The following is an 18,668-nucleotide window of genomic DNA, read 5'->3' on the forward strand; positions in this document are numbered from 1 at the left end:
GATTCGCCCCCTTCTGTCTTTTTTCGAGGAGGGTTCGATGATCGTCTACAGCGTCGTTTCGACCAAAGGCGGTGTCGGCAAGACCACCCTGAACGCCAATCTCGGCGCGCTCCTGGCAGACCTCGGCATGCGGGTGCTGCTGATCGATGCCGATGTGCAGCCCAGTCTCAGCCGGTATTTCCCGATCGGCCGATTGGCGCCGCATGGGCTCACCCAGATGATCAAGCAGGGCGCGCTCACCGAGGACTGCGTCTCGACGATCGATCTTGGGCTCGCGCCCGTTGCGCCGCGGGGAAAGCCGCGGCTCAATCCCTGCGGATGCCTCGATCTTGTCGTCTCGGATGCGCCCGAGGGCACCCTTCAGGACTGGCTTGCGCCGCGCATGGACAGCGCCCTGCGGATCAAGCTCGCGCTCCGCAACCCTCTCATCGCCGAGCATTACGACGTCGTGATGATCGACACCCAGGGCGCAGTGGGTCACCTCCAGGATGCTGCCGTTCTGGCCGCCGACAGGCTGCTGTCCCCGATCTCGCCCGACATTCTGTCGGCGCGGGAATTTCTCGACGGTACGCAGAAGCTGCTCGACCGCGTCGAGACCGCGAGTGCATTCGGATTTTCCGTCCCGGCCATGCAGGCCATGATCTATCGCCAGGAGAACACCCGGGATGCACGCGAGATCGCGAAAGCCATTCGCGACGAATATCGGAGGCTGAAGTGCCGCGTGAGTGTGCTCGACACCGTCGTCCCGCACGCGGTGGCCTACAAGAACGCCGCGACCGCGCAGCTTCCCGTTCACTGGATCGATCCCACGCGGGCGCGGGAAACGATGCATACCCTCCTGTGGGAGCTGATCCCCAGTCTGGCCGGGAACCACGCGGGTGGTCCCGCGGCCGATTCGCGTACCGAGGTGGGTGATGACATCCAAGACGCGACTGCCTGAAACCATCTCCATCAAGGACCTGGCCCAGCAAATGGAAAAGCAAGGAAGGCTCCGGGCGCCCAGTCCCGGATGGTCGAGCGCCGCCGAGCGCCGGGCGCTCCTCACCGCCCACAGTCTCACCGTGAAGGGCCCTGAGAACGCCGCGGCTGACCTCAAGGCCGGTCAGGATGCCGAGGGCTGGATGATGCTCAGATGCACCGACGTCGATTGCTACGACCGCAACCCGCGCTTGCGGACCAATCCCCTGTACGCGGACATCCGGGCCTCCATCAAGTCCCGCGGCGGTCTTCATGATGCGATCGCCGTGACCCGGCGTCCCGGTGCTGGGCGGTACATGTGCTATGCCGGCGCCAACACCCGGCTGCAGGTCGTGCAAGAACTCTGGCGTGAGACCCATGACGCTCAGTACGAATGGGTGCGCGCCGTCTTCCGGCCCTGGGTGAGCGAGAGCGACGTCCTTGCTGCGCATCTCACCGAAAACCAGACCCATGGCGAGACGACCTTCTGGGAGAAGGCCCGGGGCGCGGCCGACCTGAAGGCCCTGCTGGAATTGGAACTGGGGGCGCCGCTGAGCTTGCGTGCCTTCTCCGAGCGCGCGGGGAAGTACGGCTTGAAGCTTCACACGGTGACCGCGGTGAACTACCTCTTCGCCGTCGAGCGGCTGGCGGCTTTCGGTGCTCACCTCACCAATGAGAGCACGGGCGCGATCCGCGGCCGCTTCGGTCACCTCGAGAAACTCGCCGAAGCCCTCAACCTGGATCCCTTTGTCCGCCAGACTGAGTTCCAGGAACTCGTGTCCGATGCCGGCGCCGCGATCAATGCCGTGCGTGAGCAGGACAATCCGCCGCGGCTCACCGTGATGGAGGTAGAACGCGTCCTGGCGCAGATGAACGCTCAGTTCGCCCGCCAGGCCAACTGCCCGGTTTCGGCCGTGGAGCAAACGCTGCGCGCCGTGATGGGGGCGACCAGACCGCTCTCTGCGGCCGAGATTCGTGTGCGGCTCTCCGGCGGTGCGCCAATTGAGCATTCCGTCGAAGTTCGGGCGACGGGCGACGGCGATTCCGGCCTCAATGGTGTCTCCGTGCAGCAATCGCCACCGTCGCAGCCCAAGCGTGCAAGCCGGTCAGGCGCCACCAGCAGCGGCCCCGCGGATCACATCAACTTTGCCGATGCGGTCGACGGCTTTTCGGCGCAGTTCCGGATTTCGTCGCTGGTGCGCAGAGATGATGAGACGCAGCGGTTTCGGGTCGAGCCGCTGTCGGATGGCGATCTCACGACGGACGGGGAGGAGGGGCGCGCGCGGCATGCAGCGCATCAACTCCTGCTCCGCCTGTCGGACGACGCAGGGGGACGCGAGACCGACGCCCAGCACATCGTGTCCCTCCTGCTGCAGCCTGCCTACTGGTCCTTGATGCGAACGCTGATGGACGCGTATCACCGTCGCGGTGTGGCGGACAGAAGCGCGGAGTAATGGCCGTGGGCGCCGAGACTCAATGCAAGCGGGGTGCTTGCGCATGATCCCGATCAGGAGCGAACAGTTGCGGGTAGCCGTGTTGTCCCACCTGATCCATCTGCTGGAGGCGGGTGAGGTGGAGACGCTGCTCGAAGCCGGTCTGAGTCCCGACATCCTCGACACCCTTCGCGCCGCCTCGGTCAGAGACCTGCATGCCATCGCCGGCATGCCCCAGTTCGATGTCTCCGTGCACTTCGACCCCGTGATGCTTGAGGCGGCCTACCGGCGGCACGAGGCCATGACCGAAGCCCGCGAACTGCTCGAATATCACGTCAGGCACGGGGCGCACCCGCAGTTGCTGGTGCATCTCTTCAGAATGACCATGGAGCAGGTCCGCGAGCACCGCGCCTTGCTGTGCCCGGGCCCGCTCCCGCGCGGGCGTCCCTCGCTTCCACGGGCCGAGGTTCGCGAAGCCGTCCAGCGGGCATGGCCTCAGATACGCAGCAGCTATCCACCTAAGCAGCAGTATGTCGAGCTGCATCGCGCCTTTCCCTCGATGTCGATCGCGACGCTTTGGTATGTCGTCCACGAGTTCGACGACTGCGAGGCGGGCTGAAATGGCCGACGCTCCCACACCGCGCGCTCGCCATGCGGACCACGCTGAACGCGGACGCGGCTGGGTGCAGTCGCGCGAGAGAACTTGCCGTCTCGCTGGGTTCAATCGACCCAGCGGAAATGCCATTGTCGCTGGGTTCGATCGACCCAGGCGACGATCCACTGTCCGGTGGAGTCATCCGGTCCATCCGCCATGACCTCACTTGCCTCCGAGCAACAGCTCACGCTCGATCTCCTCGTCCGGCTGGGCGGCGACTATCCCGCTACCGCCATGCTGCTCGCCCTGCTCTGGCGGTCCGCAGATCGAATGCCGGTGCAAGTTTCTAGTCGCAGCCTGGCCGCCTGCACCGGCCTGGGCTACCAAGTGGTGCAGCGTGCGCTGCAGCGTCTTGAGCGGCGTTCCCTCGTCATCGCCAGAAAGATCCCGCGTGCCACTGCCGCCTATCAGGTCAATGTGCCGGTGCTGCGCCAGCTGTTGGGCCGTCCGCTCCCGGACGCTGCCTTTGTCCCCGGCTTCACGCCGATTCCCGCGCTCGCCCGCTTCCGCGACGTGACGGAAGCGGCCCCGCCAACCCCCTTTACATGAAGGAATGCCTCATGGCCTCTCCCGACCCCTCCACCCCGGCCCCGCCGCCTTCTCGCCATCTACCGGCCGATCATCCCGGCCTCAGCGATCCGATCCTCCCGGGCGGCAGTCCCATTCCCTTCGAGACCGAGGAGCGCTCGCCGTTCGACGACCGCTACAGCCTTTCAAAGGAGCGGGAGAAGCTCATCGAGCTTATCGAATCGGAAGACCCCGATCCCACCGATCCGCGGTGGCCGCGCTACGAGCTCTACCTGCAGCGGAGCGACTGCCTCAAGCAGATGGAGGCGGACTACCGCGTGACCGAGGGTGCCGATGCGACCGTCGAGGCGGGCGTGGCAACGCAGCTGCGCGACCTCGGCGCGCTGGTCGATGATGGCGTCGATACGATGACGCTCCACACCAAGGAAGGCTTCCGGATGTTCATGGGACGTCGGCGCGACCCAGCGGGTCAGTACAACGCCATCCCGGGCGGGAAGCGGGTCGCGTCCAGCCTCAAAGCGTTGTGGACGCTGAGCCGCAACAACAACCCCTACGCAGACTGGGCACTCCTGCGGGCCGACCACCGGATTCCCGAGCTACGGCGTGGCCTGGACCAGCAAGCACAGACATTCGACGCCGAGATCCGGAAGCGGGCCGACAAGGGTCTGGGCTTTGCGATCCTCAAATCGCGCGAGCCCAAAGTGCTCGAGCTCGGTTTCCGAAGTCCTTACGGCTACGCCATCGCCGAGCTGATCGTGGAGTTCGACTACTACGTGCGCGTCGTCAAGACGCTCGGACGCAAGGCCATGTTCTCCGACAAGCAGGTGCACGACGCGATCCGGCAATTCACCCGGCCGATGCGTGCGGCTTTCGAGGAGTTCATCCGGTTCGAGACATGGCTCAGCAAGCCCGAACTGCTGCCGCTCAGCCGAACCGACTTCCTGCCGGGTGCCGACGCCGCCGCCCAACGGCGCGTCGCCGCGGTCACTGGCATCTTCGGCCCTGTGCCAGCCGCCATCTACGCAGGCCACCAGGGCTCGCGTCACTCCCAGCGCCGTGTGTCGATCTCCGACACCGAGAAGGCCATGCTCGAGCGCATTGCCGCGGAGCTTGCCGGCATCCACCAGGAGCGTGGCGCAGCCGTCGATGAGCCAACTGACGATGGCCTGGTGGACTGATCGCGCAGGCCCGCCGATGGCGCAATCCAATCCGCCGAGGCGTGCCGCAACATCCCCTGTATCAGGTCAACCGGAGTGTGGCGCAAAGGGCCTTACGGGTAGGGGCGAAGCCCCGGCTGACGTGCGACAGGCGGCTGCGCGTGTCGACAAGATTCATCGGGCCCAGGCAGACCTGTCCCGGCAGACGCGGCAAGTGCGAGGACGCACCTTCTACCTGTCGATCCATCGGCGCAAGGGAACCGGCCAGCTGCATCTGCGCTGGCGTTCCGGCGGCGCCGGTCCCCATGCTGGCCACATTCCGTGGGTCGAGATCGAGCTCCATTTCGCCCGCCTTCCAGGGGTTCTCCGGGAGTGGTACGAGCAGACACATCGGTGTGCGCTCGAACTCAATCGCCGTGAGATCGAGGCCCGACTGGCGCTGCGGCATGCCCAGGAACGTGGGCGGTAGGGCTTTACACGGTGGGAGCGCCGGCGTCCGCTTCCAGCGTGTTTCAACGCGACGCCAAGGAGAGAAACATGCCCAACGTTTTCAAGGGGAAAGGCAATCTCGGCGATGCCCCCACCCTCAAGCACATCCCCGTCAACGGTGTCGATGAGGTGGTGGCCGAGATGCGTGTGTTCTTCGACGACTACGCCTACGACGAGGCCAACGACGAGTATCAGCAGGTCGGCGGATTCTGGATGCGCGTTTCGTTCTGGGGCCAGCGCGGCGAGGACGCCGCCCGTCTGCTGAGGAAGGGTGCCCGCGTTCAGGTTGAAGGGACGCTCAAGCAGTTCATGTATCTGCCCGAGGGGGCGCTGGAGAAGGTGCCGGGCTTCCAGGTCACGGCCGACGACATTACGTTGTGCCTGGGGCGAGTGTCCCGTGTCGAGTACAAGCCCAAGCGCGAGGTGGCGGGGGTTGCGAGCGAAGCACATCAAGATGCTTGAGCGCTGAACGAATTGGCCAGTCACAGCCAGGGCGAAAAGGACGGGGAAGATCAGCAGCGCAGCGGTGCGGCGTACGATACGGTCGGCGATCATCGTCGCAACGACTGCTGCCCGGTAGCACGGTGAGGCCGCGGTGACTTACCGTCCAACTTTACCCGACCTGCGCCCGTCGGCTAGGATGCGCGGCCTTTCGTGAGTACGGCAATGGTAATAGATGGAAGCAGCTCCTGCGACAACGATTGGTCCGTGGGACTGGGTAGGCTCTGAAGGGGAGAGCCGCTCCGCGCGCACCGTCCAACGGGCTGACACTGGGCGCAGCCGAGAATCGGCGGGATATCGAAAACCGCATTGGCGATTGTTGCTTACTGCCTTTGTCGGACTGGTGCTTGCGACGAGCGGCACACCGGCAACGGCCCGCTTCCGAGATTGCCCTCACGCTTTCCCGACAACGCCCCCGGTTATATCGCTCGGCGCGTCGTGGAAACTGCGCGAACTCTGCTACGACGCGTTCGCGGTACTACATTCGGGCAAGACACGGACACCAGTCTTTGTGGTCGAGCGGCTGACCCGCGCTCGGCTCACCGACGCCAAGGACGAAGTACGCACCGACCGATTCTTCGCCGACGCCCGTCTTCCGCGAGCGCACCGCGCGCAGTTGGCCGATTATCGAGAATCGGGTTTCGATCGCGGGCATATGGCGCCGGCGGCTGACATGCCGACCGCGCAGACGATGGCGCAGAGCTTCTCATTGGCAAACGTTGTGCCCCAGGCGCCCAACAACAATAGACGGATCTGGGCGAAGGTGGAGCGGGACACGCGCGCGTATGTCAAGCGGAGCGGCTCGACGGTCTACGTTTTCACCGGCCCCGCTTGGGAGGGGGCCATGCAGGTGATCGGCTCTGGCGTCGGCGTGCCGACCCATCTGTATAAGCTGGTCTATGACGAGACGCGAAATCGAGCCTGGGTGCACTGGGTCGCCAACGCTGATGGTGTCCGAGTGGGAAGACCCATCTCGTACGAGGACCTGACGAGGCGCCTGGGATTCGAATTGCTGCCCGGCAAACAGCCGAGCCGATGACCGGGGGCTCTTCCCCACACGGCAGGCTTACGTAGTCATTTCGTGACACAGATCCCCAGCGAAAACACAAGCGTCGACCGACGTATCGCGGTGGCCGCTCCACCGCAAAGCGCAACTCACCCTTTTCGCCCAGGAGCTGCCGGTCGAGCATTTTCGAAGCGGTCATTCGCCCCGCAACTGACGCGACGGAAGCGGCCGTTCGATTCATCGAAGCGTCTTTGGTTGCCTGAGCAGCGGGTTTGAGGTCGGACCGGTCAGTGAGGGTGGGATGGCGCCGGTCGGCCACCGGCCGAGGCTGTGTAAAAACGGGAAAATCGGGCTCATTGGCTGAAGACATTCCCACTCACACCCTCATTTTAACGGCATAAATAGCATAAGACCCCACTTTATACGCGTAGTCGTCGGCTATTTGAACCGCGTTTCCCACGGCTGGTAATGAACGGCACGTTTTTACACATAGATGGTCGCCCCCGGTTTGCAAGGACTCTCATTCCGATGATGGTGCGAAGGTGGAGATTGCGGCCATAGATCCGGACTCTAATCGAGGCCGCAGCCCCGGTCCCTGATGGAATGCGCTGGCAGGTTCCTCAACAGTCTCACGAGCTCGATGCTCTCTGTGTAAAGTAGGTTTGACCTGCCACGGTCTGACCTGTCTTGCCATCACCTGGTGATTGCCCATGCAATCGGTCGAGGTTCTCCTGTCGAAGTTTGTACTTTTGAAGCACCAAGCGAGCCGCGTTCAAACGGCCAGCCGGTGATCGGATACGTACTCACGATCATGCGCGAGCAACGCCCAGATCGTTCGTGCGTTCTTGTTGGCCAGCGCCACTGCGGCCACATTCTTGTTCCGTCGTAGCAGCAATTGCTTGAGCCAGGAGTCCGCGCCCGGTTTGGCTTCGGCGATCCGGACTACCGCCCGCGCCCCGTGGATCAGTAGTGTGCGCAGATACGTGTCGCCGCGCTTGCTGATACCCAGAAGCGTCGATTTCCCGCCTGTAGAGTGCTGCTTGGGTACGATGCCGAGCCACGCTGCCAATTGACGGCCATTCTTGAAGTTCCTGGCGTCGCCGATGGACGCGGCCATCGCACTCGCCGTGAGGGGGCCTACACCGGGAATCCGGACCAGTTTCCGGCTGGCCGCATTTTCCCTATGCCAGAGCTGGATTTCGCGTTCCAACTCGCTGACTTGGCGGTCGAGCTCCTTAAGGTGATCAACCAGCCGCAAGATGAGGAGCCGGAAACTACCGGGTAACTCGTTTTCACCGTCCTCGATGATCTCCGGCACCCGCTTGGTGATGTGGCCAATGCCTTGTGGAATGGTGAAGCCGTACTCAGCCAGTAGTCCCCGGATCTGGTTGGCCTGGGCGGTCCGCGCCTTCACGAAGCCTTGCCGGGCACGATGCACACTCAGGATGGCTTGCTGACTGGGATCCTTGATTGGCACCAATGGCATGTTCGGTCGCGTCACCGCCTCACAGATCGCTTCGGCATCTGCCGTGTCGTTCTTGTTGCGCTTGACGAAGGGTTTCACATACTGCGGTGGGATCAAGAGCACCGTATGACCCAGTGCCTCTAGCTTCCTTGCCCAGTAATGGGCGCTGCCGCACGCTTCCATCCCGATTTTGCAAGGCTTTAGGTTCGCGAAAAAGGGCAGTACCTGTGCGCGCTTGAGCTGCTTTTTGAGCAACGCCCGCCCCCTATTGTCAGCCCCATGCACTTGGAAGACGATTTTTGCCAAGTCCAGCCCAATAACCGTAAGCTCCATTTCGGTCACCTCTTTCGAGTAAGTGGTTGTCACGCAACTCCACTTTGGCACAGTGATGCCGTCTTAGGAGGGGGCGACCATCCCATTAGCCTCGGCCATGAGCGGCCGTTGTCCGTTACATTTCACTTGCAGGTCGATTGCACTCGTCTATCTTGAAGCAATGTCATGACATGAGGCTCTTCGCGGCTGAGGTTGTGTAAAATCGTCTGGACCGATTCGCGAAGTGGGAAGCGGACTTCTTGTATCACGCGCGAAAGCTATCCAAGTGGTGGTGTGCCCTTGCGTCGCACACCATGAATGGCATAAGTGGGGAATTTCTCAGGGAGCTGCCCGAACTTTCATGTTTTTTGCACAGCCTCGGCCAAGAGCTATCCGTCGCTGTTACACATCATCTGTTCAACATAGAAGCTTGCGGGCCCTTTGAAGTGACTCGAAGCCCCTGCAGGGTTTCGCCGCTCGGTTAGGTCCTTGTATGCATTGATATGCAACATAGGATTCTATAAAGCGGTGCGATACCGACGCAGGGTTTCATTAGTTGAACGCAACTTCACGGACGAATCCGAAGACCTGCGGAACAAGACATGTTGAGCCCGACGAAGGATTGAGCAATGTCTCATGCAGAACAACATGAACAACCCTCTGGGAACGATCCAGCCAAGATGTCAGTTTGGGCGCTTCTCTCACGCCTCAACACTGGACAGATTGTGGGAATTCTGGGAGTACTTGCCACGGGAGCTGGGGCATCATTTTACTTAGGGTCGCAGTTTGATCCAAGCGTCCAGGCATTGAGGATTGAGAACTCAAGATTGACATCGACACTCGCAAATGCAGAGATTGAAGGAGGCAAAGCACGCGAACTGTCAATCGATGCGTTCATTGCGCGGTCGCCAGCCCAAGTAAATGGATTAGCTTCATTGATTGATGAGAGACTATTTGCCCCCAAGCTTTCGCGGGAGTGGATTCCATTTCAGGGCGATCAAACTTCGGGAGCAAGGAGCAAAGAGATCAGTAACGACCTGAGTCTTTTGGCGAAAATTACCGGCCTACCAACTCAGTCGGTGGTCGACATCTTCCCCGCAACGTCTGCCTTCAACGTCAAGAATCCGCCTCGAATCTGGACAATTGCGCAAAGTCCTAGCCTGCCTCCGTACGGGCCATGGATTCCATATATACAAGTATCCGTAATTTCACGCGCCGACGCCCAGGACCTGATGAGTGCAGTAAATGAGGACAGCGAAGCGATTGCCCCTAGAGCAATCGACGGCATTAGTCAGCTAGTTCATCGACATTTATCAGCGGATGGCGGCAAAGCGTTTAATGACAGAATGAATCGGCTTGTCGACCCAACCTTTGCGCTACAGGTACTAATGCAAGGTGCGTTCACGAAGGCCGAGCAAGATAGTATATTTTCGACCTTTGGCCCGACCGAGAAGGAAAGGCAGGCTCGAATGGCGAGGATAGCGGATGAGGCCAAGGAGTTTTTAGCTAATCATTTCAGAGTACCCATGGAACTAATTGACAATGGAATGGGGAGTTTAACAGAGGTAACGCCCGAATCAGGATTGCTTCTTGGGAGGTTGCTTTTCTACGTGATGGCGGTAGCTGACAAGGGAAGAGTTGATATCGAACACCTCACTCTAGGATATTCTGGATCCTATGCTCGAACTAGGCGCGCCGTAGACTTTTCAATAGGTAGTGGTAAGACTACAAAAGCCTATATCTTTGACCACATCCTGATTCTTGCAACAAAATCCGATTTCTGTCTTATTCATATTCGAATGCCGCATTTGAACGAACAGCTGAGAGAAATTGATAAGGATGTACAGAGCTGGTTGCGTCAAGTTCGCATGCGGGAATTCAGATAGAGACCTCGGAAGACGCGGTGACAGCCCAGCCGAATTCAAGAGTTGGAACCTCCAGCTAACCTGGGGCGATTCAGACTGTAATCCCCTGCCGGGTTGCTGAAGACGAGCAGGGAAGAGAAGCCAGAGGACAGGAATTGCCCAACCCATCACTCCACCGGACTTGCGCGAAAAAGCCGCACGGAGCTGTGAATTCAAGGGATCTCAATCACGCCATGGACGTCACGAAGCGCAATCACTACAACCCCTGTTTCTGGACCGCACTCTGGAACGTCGCCTACTACGAGAACGCGGTCACCGGCATCGTTTCGGATGAAGTAGCGCGCAAGCAGGTCGTTTACGCGCTCAACGCCAACTCGCAGAAAATCTACCCGGCAACCGTCGAACGTGTGCACTTCGACAAGAACATGGGGATCGCCCAAATAACCAAACCAGCCGCAGAGGACTTCGTGCGGCGTTACCACCCTGATCAGTACGACCGATTTGTCTCCGAGAGCGAGACGGCCTCCTACCCGGTCTACATCGACTTCGAGAACATCCTCTCCGGGATTGAGGCAACTCCTGCGTATCAAACCTTGCTCAAGGTCGCGACTACGCAGACTGTAGACAACCTGATCGAGAAGTCCTTCCTCGCGTCATTCGTAGTGCTCCAAAGCCTCCGCAGTCACTCGATCATGAATGCGATGATTGACTGGCATGAGGAGAATGGCTGTGAAAAGTTCGAGCATCTGATAACGCTCAAATGGATGTTAAGCAATCGCGACTTCTTGTTCAGGATGGTCCATCCCTTAGTTTCCTCGCGCTGGAGCCTGTACACGTCCCCCGACCACTGTCTGCCGCTCTGTGATTCACCGATCCTTGTGCAACCAAGGAGCGTGATGGTCGCTCTATCCCCTCGCTTGTTACTGGAGATACTCACCGACACTCCTGCATCCGAAGCAGCAATGCCGATCTCGCAGAAGATAGAGGGTGGGAGGCTGGAAGAGCACCGCAAACGAACCATCGGCAACACGTTTCGCGAGATCATCGGTGAGTCGGAGCAACTTGAGAGATGGAAAGCTAGTTCGGAGTTTCAGGCCCGCAGTGAGTTGATGAAAGACGTTAAGCGGTACAACACAATGGTCCAGGCCGCAGGCAATCGAAAGCTCTGGCATCTGAACGCGTACGGCAATCGTCGGTAGCGGAGAGGCATAACCCCTCGTTGTTAGGGGCGGCCGATTTCCGCACAAATATGACGTCGGCGAAAAAAGTGAGTACGGAGACTGCTTACTTGAAGCTGGGTCAAGGGCGGGCGATAGCCCGGCGAAGCAACCCCTTGGCGCAGCGTAGAGTCGAAACGCTGGCGATGTCCGTAAGCACGGCGCTCTTGTGGTTACGGACATACAGACAAGCGGTTTTCGACGCCAATTTTGTGCGGATTTGCACCGCCGGCAACACTCGTTCGGCAGTGGTCAACAATTCGCCTGCATCGTGGAGCAAATGAAAGGAATAACTCTAGGCACGCCATACGGAAAGCACATAGCCCGGCGGTCAACCATACTACCTTCGGTCGCTGCGCAATGAAGCTGCGCAGCGCCGGTTAGCTCCACGTTGAACGACAGCTTTCCTCAGGGCGCCGATGACCGCAACGGGTCGAAATGACTCATCGGCGAGCGGCAGCTTTCGGGAAGCGAACCTCCAACGGCGGCTTTCCGGCGGTGAATCCGAGGAGGCGTCGGTCGCAACCCGACCCAGACCTGCCGGTCGAGCATTTTCGAAGCGGCCATTCGCCGCAACACCCGACGCATCGGAAGCGGCCGTTCGTTACGTCAAGGCGATGTGGCCTCGTGAGCGGCAGGTCTGAAGTCGGACCGGTCAGTGACCGAAGGCTGGCGCCGGTCGGCCACCGGCCGAGGGTGTGTATGTCACCGACCGGCACATAGGAGCCATTTGATGATCGGCACAATGGAGCCACCCTGTGATCGGCACATTGAGGCCACGCCGTGACCGGCACAATGAAGCCAGTCGCGGATCGGCACATAGGAGCCAGCGCCAGATCGGCGTAATGGAGCCAGTGATGCACTGACGGACGTCTCGACTTTGAGCGGCCCATCGCTACCCTACCGGGCTTTTTGTTCGGCAGGAGGCAGGCCATGGCCCGCAGGAGCATCGAGATGTACGAGTACCGCCAGGCCCTGATGCGCATGCGTCAGGGCGACTCCGAGCGCGAGATTGCGCGCTCGAAACTGATGGGGCGTAACAAAGCGGCCCGCTTTCGCGAGTTGGCCCATGCCCTGGGTTGGCTCGATCCCGCCCGCCCGGTGCCGACGAACGCAGAGATTGCCGCCGTGCTCGGGCAGCCCCGGCTCCCAGTGTCCGCACAGTCATGTCGGACTCGAGCGATCGTCGCTCGCGACGTGGAAAAGCGAGGACAGATTTGGTCGGTTTCGAGGCGCACAGTGGTTCTATGCAGCGAAAAATCGGGCGGATATGGACCGCTTCTCCCGCTGGCGCAGCAGATCGACCTAAAATTCGACAGGCTCCCGAGGTCACTGATCGGGCATCCTGCTCTATAGTCGAGGTTGCCTCTTTCGAGCTCACCGGTGGCGTGAGCGGGGCTTGTGACGGACCCTGATTTCATGAACTTCAAGACCGTGTTCTCGGCGATCCCGGCCGCCGCCCCATCCGCTGACGTCGATGAGGAGCAGGAGGGCCATGTCGCGCCGGGTTCGCTGTTGCGTCGGCGCGCTGGATCTCGGCGAGACCGCGGGCGTCGCGGTGCTCGGCTCCCATGACCAGGTCAGGATCGGTAAGGCCGGTTTTAGGAGGCAACCAGATGCACTGGCCCAGAGAGATAGAATGGCCCGACCACCAGTGTCGCCATCATCACGGTTGAAACGCGGGCGCTGGCCGCCAGGCGCGCGCTCAGTTATCGATGAGGCCCAGGAGATGAGTCCGGCGGTGCTCTCGGAGCTGCGCCTCTTGGCCAGCGCCCGCTTCGATTCGCAGCCGCTGCTGTGCGTGGTCCTCGCCGGCGACGCACGCCTGATCGAGAAGCTGCGGCGCGAGGAGTTGATCCCGCTGGGTTCGCGCATCCGCACCCGGCTCGCCACCGAGCATGCCAGCCGCGAAGAACTGCTCGCCTGCCTCAATCATCTGCTCACCGGCGCCGGCAACGCCAGCCTGATGACGCCCGCGCTCACCCACACGCTGTGCGATCACGCTGCCGGCAATTACCGCATCCTGACCACGCTCGCCGCCGAGCTGCTCGCGGCCGCCGCCCAGCGTGACTTGCCCCAACTCGACGAGAAGCTCTACCTCGATGTCTTTGCCCAGCCCGAGACGCCCGCGCCACGCCGCTTGGCGGCCGCCCGCTAAACCCATGAGAGACCTTCCCATGCAACCCGATTGCGCTCCTGCCGAACTCTGTCTGCCGACCCTCGCCGATGAAGCAGTGGTCGAGATCCACCACTTCCTCAACGACTTCCTGCTCCGCTTCGAAGCCCATTACGGCGGACAGATCCATCGCTTCTACCAGGATCGATCCCGCGAGAACCTCGTCCAGCCCGACTTGTTCCGATCCCACAACCCTGACGAGCCGCCCTTCTGAGTGACGCACCAAAACGCCGTAGGCATCCGACGCCTGCGGCGTGCCCCTTTCCGACATCACCCCCGGCGACCATCACCGTGCGTGAACATCGGGCCCTCAATTCGGGTGACCACACTCACCTGCGCCTGGCTCATTTCGGTACGGGTAAGGTGGTTCTTCCGCGCCGTCAGCAGGACAGACCGCAGCTTTATGTTTTCCGCTTCTTCCAGGGTGTCCTCGATGGCATCCCGGACGCAGGCAAATTGTTGGTTGCTCATTGGCCTGGCTCCTTCAACAAGTCGCGGTAACGTTTGGCGGCCAAATCCACATCGGCCTTGCTGGTCTTCTCTGTCTTCTTCTGAAAGCAGTGAAGCACGTAGACGTGCATCAGCGAACTTGGCAACGTAGAGGACTCGAAACGCCCCGGCGGCATCTCGAATCCGAATCTCCTTCACCCCCTGGCCCACGGTGTTCATGGGCTTCTAGTCGTCCGGTTCCTGGCCGTTCAGCACCTGGTCGAGATGATGACCTGCCTCGCGCTTGGCCGCGAGCGGGAAGGCGCGAAGATCATCAAGGGAACTGCCCGGGAACTCGACGGGCTTGGGATCGGTCACGCCTAAAGTATGCAAATCATGTATGTTTTGGCAAGCTGGTTTGAGGAGCAACAGAACAGGCAACCCGGCTTAGGGTACGACTTTATCCGTCTCCTGAGACGCCCCCACGACCGCTCCGCGACGAATTGGCGGTGGCCAGGGAAGCGGGGCAATGCGCCGAGGCACTGGGCCAGCTGCTGCTCGGTGAGATGGTCGATCCGGGCATCTCACCGCGCCCCGATCCGCCGGATCGCACGCGAGTACGCTTCGACCGACTTCGGCTGCAGCCCCTTGAGCTTCAGATGCTGCAGGTGCAACGCGTAGCTGCGCTCGAAATCCTTCCCATTTAATGCCTTCATCGTAGAATGACCTCCTCGTTTGTCATCGGACAGTCCCCGTCAGAGGGGGGAGATCAGATTGTGAATCCGGCTCGGCGAAACGGCCTCCTCCGCGTAGCGGCTTCGTCCAACAGGCTGATGCAAAAGCGCTCGACACCGCGCCAACCAGGGCCCTCCGATTAATGCGCGGGCGTAACTCCAAAGGCAAAGTGGCGCTCGCGACCAGTTCGTTCGTGTTTCAATCAGCTTCCCAAGTGCGAGGTTCCTACTCATGAAGCAGATCGGTGGTGCGACACTGGAGTTCGACCGTAGGCTGAGCATGCTCGGCGGGCGCAAGTCATTGCGGCAAGGGCTATCCGTCGTTGCGCGGACAGGTGACAGCCTGTGGCTGGCGAACGACGAGACAATCACGATAGAGCGACTCACGCTTTCGACTGGGTGTGACAAGCACGAGCCGCGCTTCGCCGACCACCGGCAGTTTGCGCTGCACGATTATCTCAAGCTTCCGATACCGCGTTCGGATTCCGGCGAGATCGACGAAGCGGACATCGAAGGCATCGACTTCAGTGGGGACTACCTGTGGCTGGTCGGCTCACACAGCCTGAAGCGCACCCGGCCGCGAGACGACGACTCGCCGCAACAGAGTGCCAAGCGCCTGGCAAAGCTCAGCCGGGACGGCAATCGCTTCCTGCTGGCTCGTATTCCCATCGTTGACGAGGGCGACGGCCCGGTTCCCAGAAAGAAGGTAAAGCTCAACGGGGCAATGCGCAGCGCGGCAATCCTGCGCGGTGATGCGACGGGCAACGATCTGATGGGCGCGCTGGTTGAGGACATCCATCTACGCCGGTTTCTCGGCGTTCCAGGAAAGGACAATGGGTTCGACATCGAAGGACTGGCGGTCGTCGGCGAACGTCTGCTGCTGGGCTTGCGCGGACCGGTCCTGCGCGGATGGGCAGTGATCCTCGAAATCATGCCGATCGAGGTCGCCGACAATCCCCGCGCCCTGAAACTGATGAAATTCGTGCCCGACAAGCAGCCCTACCTGAAGCACTTTATCCAATTGGATGGTTTGGGCATCCGCGACCTGTGCGTCCATGGCGAGGATCTGCTGATCCTGGCGGGGCCGACGATGGAACTGGATGGGCCCGTGAAGCTTTTCCGCTGGCCTGGTGGCGCCAACTCCCCGCGGGACGCTGCGGTCTGCCGCGACGACCTCGAGTTGCTCGGTGCGATTCCACACGGCCAGGGCGATGAGGCAGGCATGGACCACGCGGAAGGAATCACGCTGCTGGCAGACGACGGCGATCAGGCTCAGTCGTTACTGGTCGTCTACGACAGCGCTGCTCCGCGCCGTCAGGGGACCGAGGCTGAGACGGTCAGGGCTGACATCTTTGCTTTACCGGAGCGGCATCCAACGATTGCCATCGGCGTCAAGGCCGATCCCTGAAGCTGGTGCCTGCATCGCTGGCGCAACTCTCGCCGGCCGTCGTTCCGCTGGAGTTCGCGTCAACGCCGGTGTCCTCTGCCATCCGGATCGAATTGCGCGGGCGCACGGTGAGCGCCACGATCAGTTGGCCGTTGTCGGCCGCCGATGCCTGTGCCGCATGGGTGCCGGCAGTGCTGCGATGATTCGCGTCGAAGTGGTGTGGCTCGCGGTCCGCTGAAGGCCAAAGAAATTGGCTATGTCACCGCTAAGTGTTGAACTGTCGCGGCCGAGAGCTATATTTTTATATAGCTCTATTGGTGCGGAGAGGCGGTGATGAGAACAGTTGAGTTCGAACGCGTGTTGAAGCCGTTTGGGGCAGTTGTCACCCCGTCAGCGAAGCAAGGTCGTTGAAGTCCTGAGGCGACCGCATGATGGCGACCAAGCGGCAGCGCACCTTCAAGCGTGCTTTGAATCGACTCCGAAATGCCCACACTGCGGGCAGTCGCGGCTGCATCGACATGGCCAGGCAGACGGTCTTCAGCGCTATCGCTGCCAGACCTGTGGCAAGACCTTCAATGCTTTGACTGGCACCCCATTGGCGCGGCTACGACACAAATCGAAGTGGCTGACCTATCTGCAAGGGATGCTGACTTCGCAGACGGTACGCCAGGCAGCCAAGAATACCGCGGTACACCGCAACACCAGTTTCCGTTGGCGTCACCGCTTCCTGGCCTGGATTAAGAACGACCGACCCTCACATTTGCATGGCATCACCGAAGCGGACGAGACTTACTTTCTCGAGTCACAGAAAGGAGCCCGAAAACTACCTCGACCGCCCCACAAGCGCGGCGGAGCCGCAACCAAACGAGGACTGTCGAACGAACAGGTGTGTGTGCTTGTCGCGCGCGACCGGACCGGACAAACGCTGGACTTCGTGACCGGAAAAGGGCCTGTCAGCAAAGCGCAACTGCGTCAATGCCTGCCGCCGGTACTCGATGCGGACGTGTTGCTGGTCAGTGATGCCAATGCAAGCTACCGATACTTCGCCAAAGAAGCCGGTATCAGCCATGAATCCGTCAATTTGTCAGCCGGCATGCGCGTCAAAGGCGCGTTCCACGTGCAGAACGCCAACGCCTACCACAGCCGACTACGCCAATGGATTGGGCGCTTCCACGGCGTCGCTACCCACTACTTGCCCAACTATCTCGGATGGCGGCACGCCCTCGACGCTCACCACCTTCCTACACCCCAAGCAATGCTGCTTGCCGCCATCGGCACATTCCCACACTTAGCGGTGACATAGCCAAGAAATTTGCGCATCCTCCACCATGCATCGACGATCTGTAACAAACATGGCAGAGCCTTCGTTGTTACATCACTGCCACCTTCCTGCGGTGTTCCATGGACAAACAGGACATAAGCGATCTACACCGGCGTCTTGAGCGCGAACTCCTCGACACCTATGACGAGGAGCTGGAACTGGAGATGGACGACCGTCGGCTCGACGAGATTGGCAACAGGGACGCCCTCCCGCCGTCAGATCTCGAGAAGATTCAGCGTCGTCGATACTTCAGTGAATTGCTCCGCCTGCAGGGTGAGCTGGTCAAACTTCAGGACTGGGTTGCCACCACCAAGCACCGTGTCGTGATCCTGTTCGAAGGCCGCGATGCCGCAGGCAAGGGCGGCGTCATCAAGCGCATTACCCAGCGCCTTAACCCCCGCGTATGTCGGGTGGTGGCGCTGCCGGCACCCAACGATCGAGAGCGTACCCAGTGGTATTTCCAGCGCTATGTACCGCACCTTCCCGCTGCTGGCGAGATGGTCTTGTTTGATCGCAGTTGGTACAACCGTGCGGGCGTCGAGCGCGTGATGGGCTTTTGCACCGACGACGAGTATGAAGAATTTTTCCGATCGGTACCGGAATTCGAGCGGATGCTGGTTCGTTCGGGGATCCAGCTGATCAAGTACTGGTTCTCGATCACGGATGATGAGCAGCACTTCCGCTTCCTGTCGCGCATCCATGACCCACTCAAGCAGTGGAAGCTCAGCCCGATGGATCTCGAGTCACGCGCTCGCTGGGAGAAGTACACGGAGGCCAAGGAGATCATGCTCGAGCGCACTCACATCGCCGAGGCACCCTGGTGGGTCGTACATGCCGACGACAAGAAGGCGGCTCGTCTCAACTGCATTCACCACCTGCTGGAGCAGATTCCCTATTCGGAGATACAGCGTCCGATTATAAGTTTGCCTGAGCGCGTTCGCCATCCGGACTATAGTCGCCACGAAGTGCCACCAGAAATGTTCGTACCGGACTACTTTCGCTGATCACGACCTGGAGGATGCGCGAAGCAGCCGCC

At 60.8% G+C, this 18,668-nt stretch carries 21 protein-coding genes and 1 pseudogene; 15 read left to right on the forward strand and 7 right to left on the reverse strand.

The genetic code is table 11. From position 1 onward, the window contains the following. Positions 1–37 precede the first annotated feature (37 nt). From AC3A35_RS11130 to AC3A35_RS11150, 5 genes are all read left to right on the forward strand, one after another. Positions 38–940, forward strand: a complete 903-nt coding sequence (locus AC3A35_RS11130) for a ParA family protein (protein ID WP_487436147.1) — start codon at positions 38–40, stop codon at positions 938–940. Then, a complete protein-coding gene (locus tag AC3A35_RS11135) occupies positions 915–2,411 on the forward strand; it encodes a hypothetical protein (RefSeq protein WP_487436148.1) in 1,497 nt (498 codons plus the stop codon). Before AC3A35_RS11130 ends, AC3A35_RS11135 begins: the two co-directional genes overlap by 26 nt. A gap of 43 nt (positions 2,412–2,454) precedes the next feature. Further along, the gene (locus tag AC3A35_RS11140; protein WP_487436212.1) at positions 2,455–3,009 is read left to right on the forward strand and encodes a DUF2857 domain-containing protein; all 555 of its coding nucleotides are present in this window, start codon (positions 2,455–2,457) and stop codon (positions 3,007–3,009) included. A gap of 192 nt (positions 3,010–3,201) precedes the next feature. Further along, complete coding sequence (locus AC3A35_RS11145; protein ID WP_487436149.1) at positions 3,202–3,594, forward strand: hypothetical protein; 393 nt, start codon at positions 3,202–3,204, stop codon at positions 3,592–3,594. 11 nt (positions 3,595–3,605) lie between these two features. Continuing rightward, a complete protein-coding gene (locus tag AC3A35_RS11150; RefSeq protein ID WP_487436150.1) occupies positions 3,606–4,751 on the forward strand; it encodes a PFL_4669 family integrating conjugative element protein in 1,146 nt (381 codons plus the stop codon). Positions 4,752–4,812: 61 nt separating this feature from the next. On the opposite strand, the gene AC3A35_RS11155 is transcribed toward AC3A35_RS11150, so the two are convergent. Continuing rightward, positions 4,813–5,178 (reverse strand): hypothetical protein, encoded by a 366-nt coding sequence (locus tag AC3A35_RS11155; protein WP_487436151.1) that lies wholly within the window; start codon positions 5,176–5,178, stop codon positions 4,813–4,815. Between the two features lie 89 nt (positions 5,179–5,267). Between AC3A35_RS11155 and AC3A35_RS11160 the strand changes: the two genes are divergently transcribed. Beyond that, positions 5,268–5,681: a single-stranded DNA-binding protein gene (locus tag AC3A35_RS11160; RefSeq protein ID WP_487436152.1), complete on the forward strand. Its 414-nt coding sequence runs from the start codon at positions 5,268–5,270 to the stop codon at positions 5,679–5,681. Positions 5,682–6,036: 355 nt separating this feature from the next. After that, complete coding sequence (locus AC3A35_RS11165; protein ID WP_487436153.1) at positions 6,037–6,759, forward strand: DNA/RNA non-specific endonuclease; 723 nt, start codon at positions 6,037–6,039, stop codon at positions 6,757–6,759. Between the two features lie 739 nt (positions 6,760–7,498). On the opposite strand, the gene AC3A35_RS11170 is transcribed toward AC3A35_RS11165, so the two are convergent. Continuing rightward, positions 7,499–8,524: an IS110 family RNA-guided transposase gene (locus tag AC3A35_RS11170; protein ID WP_487436213.1), complete on the reverse strand. Its 1,026-nt coding sequence runs from the start codon at positions 8,522–8,524 to the stop codon at positions 7,499–7,501. A gap of 608 nt (positions 8,525–9,132) precedes the next feature. Here AC3A35_RS11170 and AC3A35_RS11175 point away from each other — a divergent pair. The 5 genes from AC3A35_RS11175 (at position 9,133) to AC3A35_RS11195 (ending at position 13,975) form a co-directional block, all read left to right on the forward strand. Next, positions 9,133–10,389, forward strand: coding sequence for a hypothetical protein (locus tag AC3A35_RS11175; protein WP_487436154.1), 1,257 nt, complete (start codon positions 9,133–9,135; stop codon positions 10,387–10,389). Between the two features lie 212 nt (positions 10,390–10,601). Beyond that, positions 10,602–11,567 carry a hypothetical protein gene (locus AC3A35_RS11180; protein WP_487436155.1) on the forward strand — a complete coding sequence of 322 codons (966 nt, stop codon included), beginning with the start codon at positions 10,602–10,604 and terminating at the stop codon, positions 11,565–11,567. A gap of 951 nt (positions 11,568–12,518) precedes the next feature. Continuing rightward, entirely contained in the window at positions 12,519–12,941 is a 423-nt protein-coding gene (locus AC3A35_RS11185; RefSeq protein WP_487436157.1) for a hypothetical protein, read from the forward strand. A gap of 373 nt (positions 12,942–13,314) precedes the next feature. Beyond that, on the forward strand, positions 13,315–13,743 hold the full coding sequence (locus AC3A35_RS11190) for a hypothetical protein (protein WP_487436158.1): 429 nt from the start codon (positions 13,315–13,317) through the stop codon (positions 13,741–13,743). A gap of 19 nt (positions 13,744–13,762) precedes the next feature. Continuing rightward, a complete protein-coding gene (locus tag AC3A35_RS11195; protein WP_487436159.1) occupies positions 13,763–13,975 on the forward strand; it encodes a hypothetical protein in 213 nt (70 codons plus the stop codon). A gap of 56 nt (positions 13,976–14,031) precedes the next feature. Here the strand turns inward: AC3A35_RS11195 and AC3A35_RS11200 are convergent, their stop codons facing one another. The 5 genes and pseudogenes from AC3A35_RS11200 to AC3A35_RS11220 form a co-directional block, all read right to left on the reverse strand. Further along, positions 14,032–14,232 carry a hypothetical protein gene (locus AC3A35_RS11200; protein WP_487436216.1) on the reverse strand — a complete coding sequence of 67 codons (201 nt, stop codon included), beginning with the start codon at positions 14,230–14,232 and terminating at the stop codon, positions 14,032–14,034. Next, a complete protein-coding gene (locus AC3A35_RS11205; RefSeq protein ID WP_487436214.1) occupies positions 14,229–14,387 on the reverse strand; it encodes a type II toxin-antitoxin system RelE/ParE family toxin in 159 nt (52 codons plus the stop codon). The genes AC3A35_RS11200 and AC3A35_RS11205 overlap by 4 nt, the downstream gene beginning before the upstream one ends. Beyond that, positions 14,383–14,430: pseudogene (locus tag AC3A35_RS11210) on the reverse strand (hypothetical protein); the annotation flags it as partial. The pseudogene AC3A35_RS11210 and the gene AC3A35_RS11205, both read right to left, overlap by 5 nt. Before the next feature lie 6 nt (positions 14,431–14,436). Next, positions 14,437–14,568, reverse strand: coding sequence for a hypothetical protein (locus AC3A35_RS11215; protein WP_487436160.1), 132 nt, complete (start codon positions 14,566–14,568; stop codon positions 14,437–14,439). Positions 14,569–14,774: 206 nt separating this feature from the next. Beyond that, positions 14,775–14,906: a hypothetical protein gene (locus AC3A35_RS11220; protein ID WP_487436161.1), complete on the reverse strand. Its 132-nt coding sequence runs from the start codon at positions 14,904–14,906 to the stop codon at positions 14,775–14,777. Between the two features lie 250 nt (positions 14,907–15,156). On the opposite strand from AC3A35_RS11220, the gene AC3A35_RS11225 reads away from it, so the two are divergent. The 3 genes from AC3A35_RS11225 to ppk2 all read left to right on the forward strand — a co-directional run bounded on the left by AC3A35_RS11225 (position 15,157) and on the right by ppk2 (position 18,636). Next, complete coding sequence (locus AC3A35_RS11225) at positions 15,157–16,332, forward strand: DUF3616 domain-containing protein (RefSeq protein ID WP_487436162.1); 1,176 nt, start codon at positions 15,157–15,159, stop codon at positions 16,330–16,332. 349 nt (positions 16,333–16,681) lie between these two features. After that, on the forward strand, positions 16,682–17,614 hold the full coding sequence (locus tag AC3A35_RS11230) for an IS1595 family transposase (RefSeq protein ID WP_487436163.1): 933 nt from the start codon (positions 16,682–16,684) through the stop codon (positions 17,612–17,614). A gap of 98 nt (positions 17,615–17,712) precedes the next feature. After that, positions 17,713–18,636: a polyphosphate kinase 2 gene (ppk2, locus tag AC3A35_RS11235; RefSeq protein WP_487436165.1), complete on the forward strand. Its 924-nt coding sequence runs from the start codon at positions 17,713–17,715 to the stop codon at positions 18,634–18,636. Positions 18,637–18,668 lie beyond the last annotated feature (32 nt).

The sequence above is a fragment of the Azoarcus sp. Soil_N_20 genome, assembly GCF_057656155.1.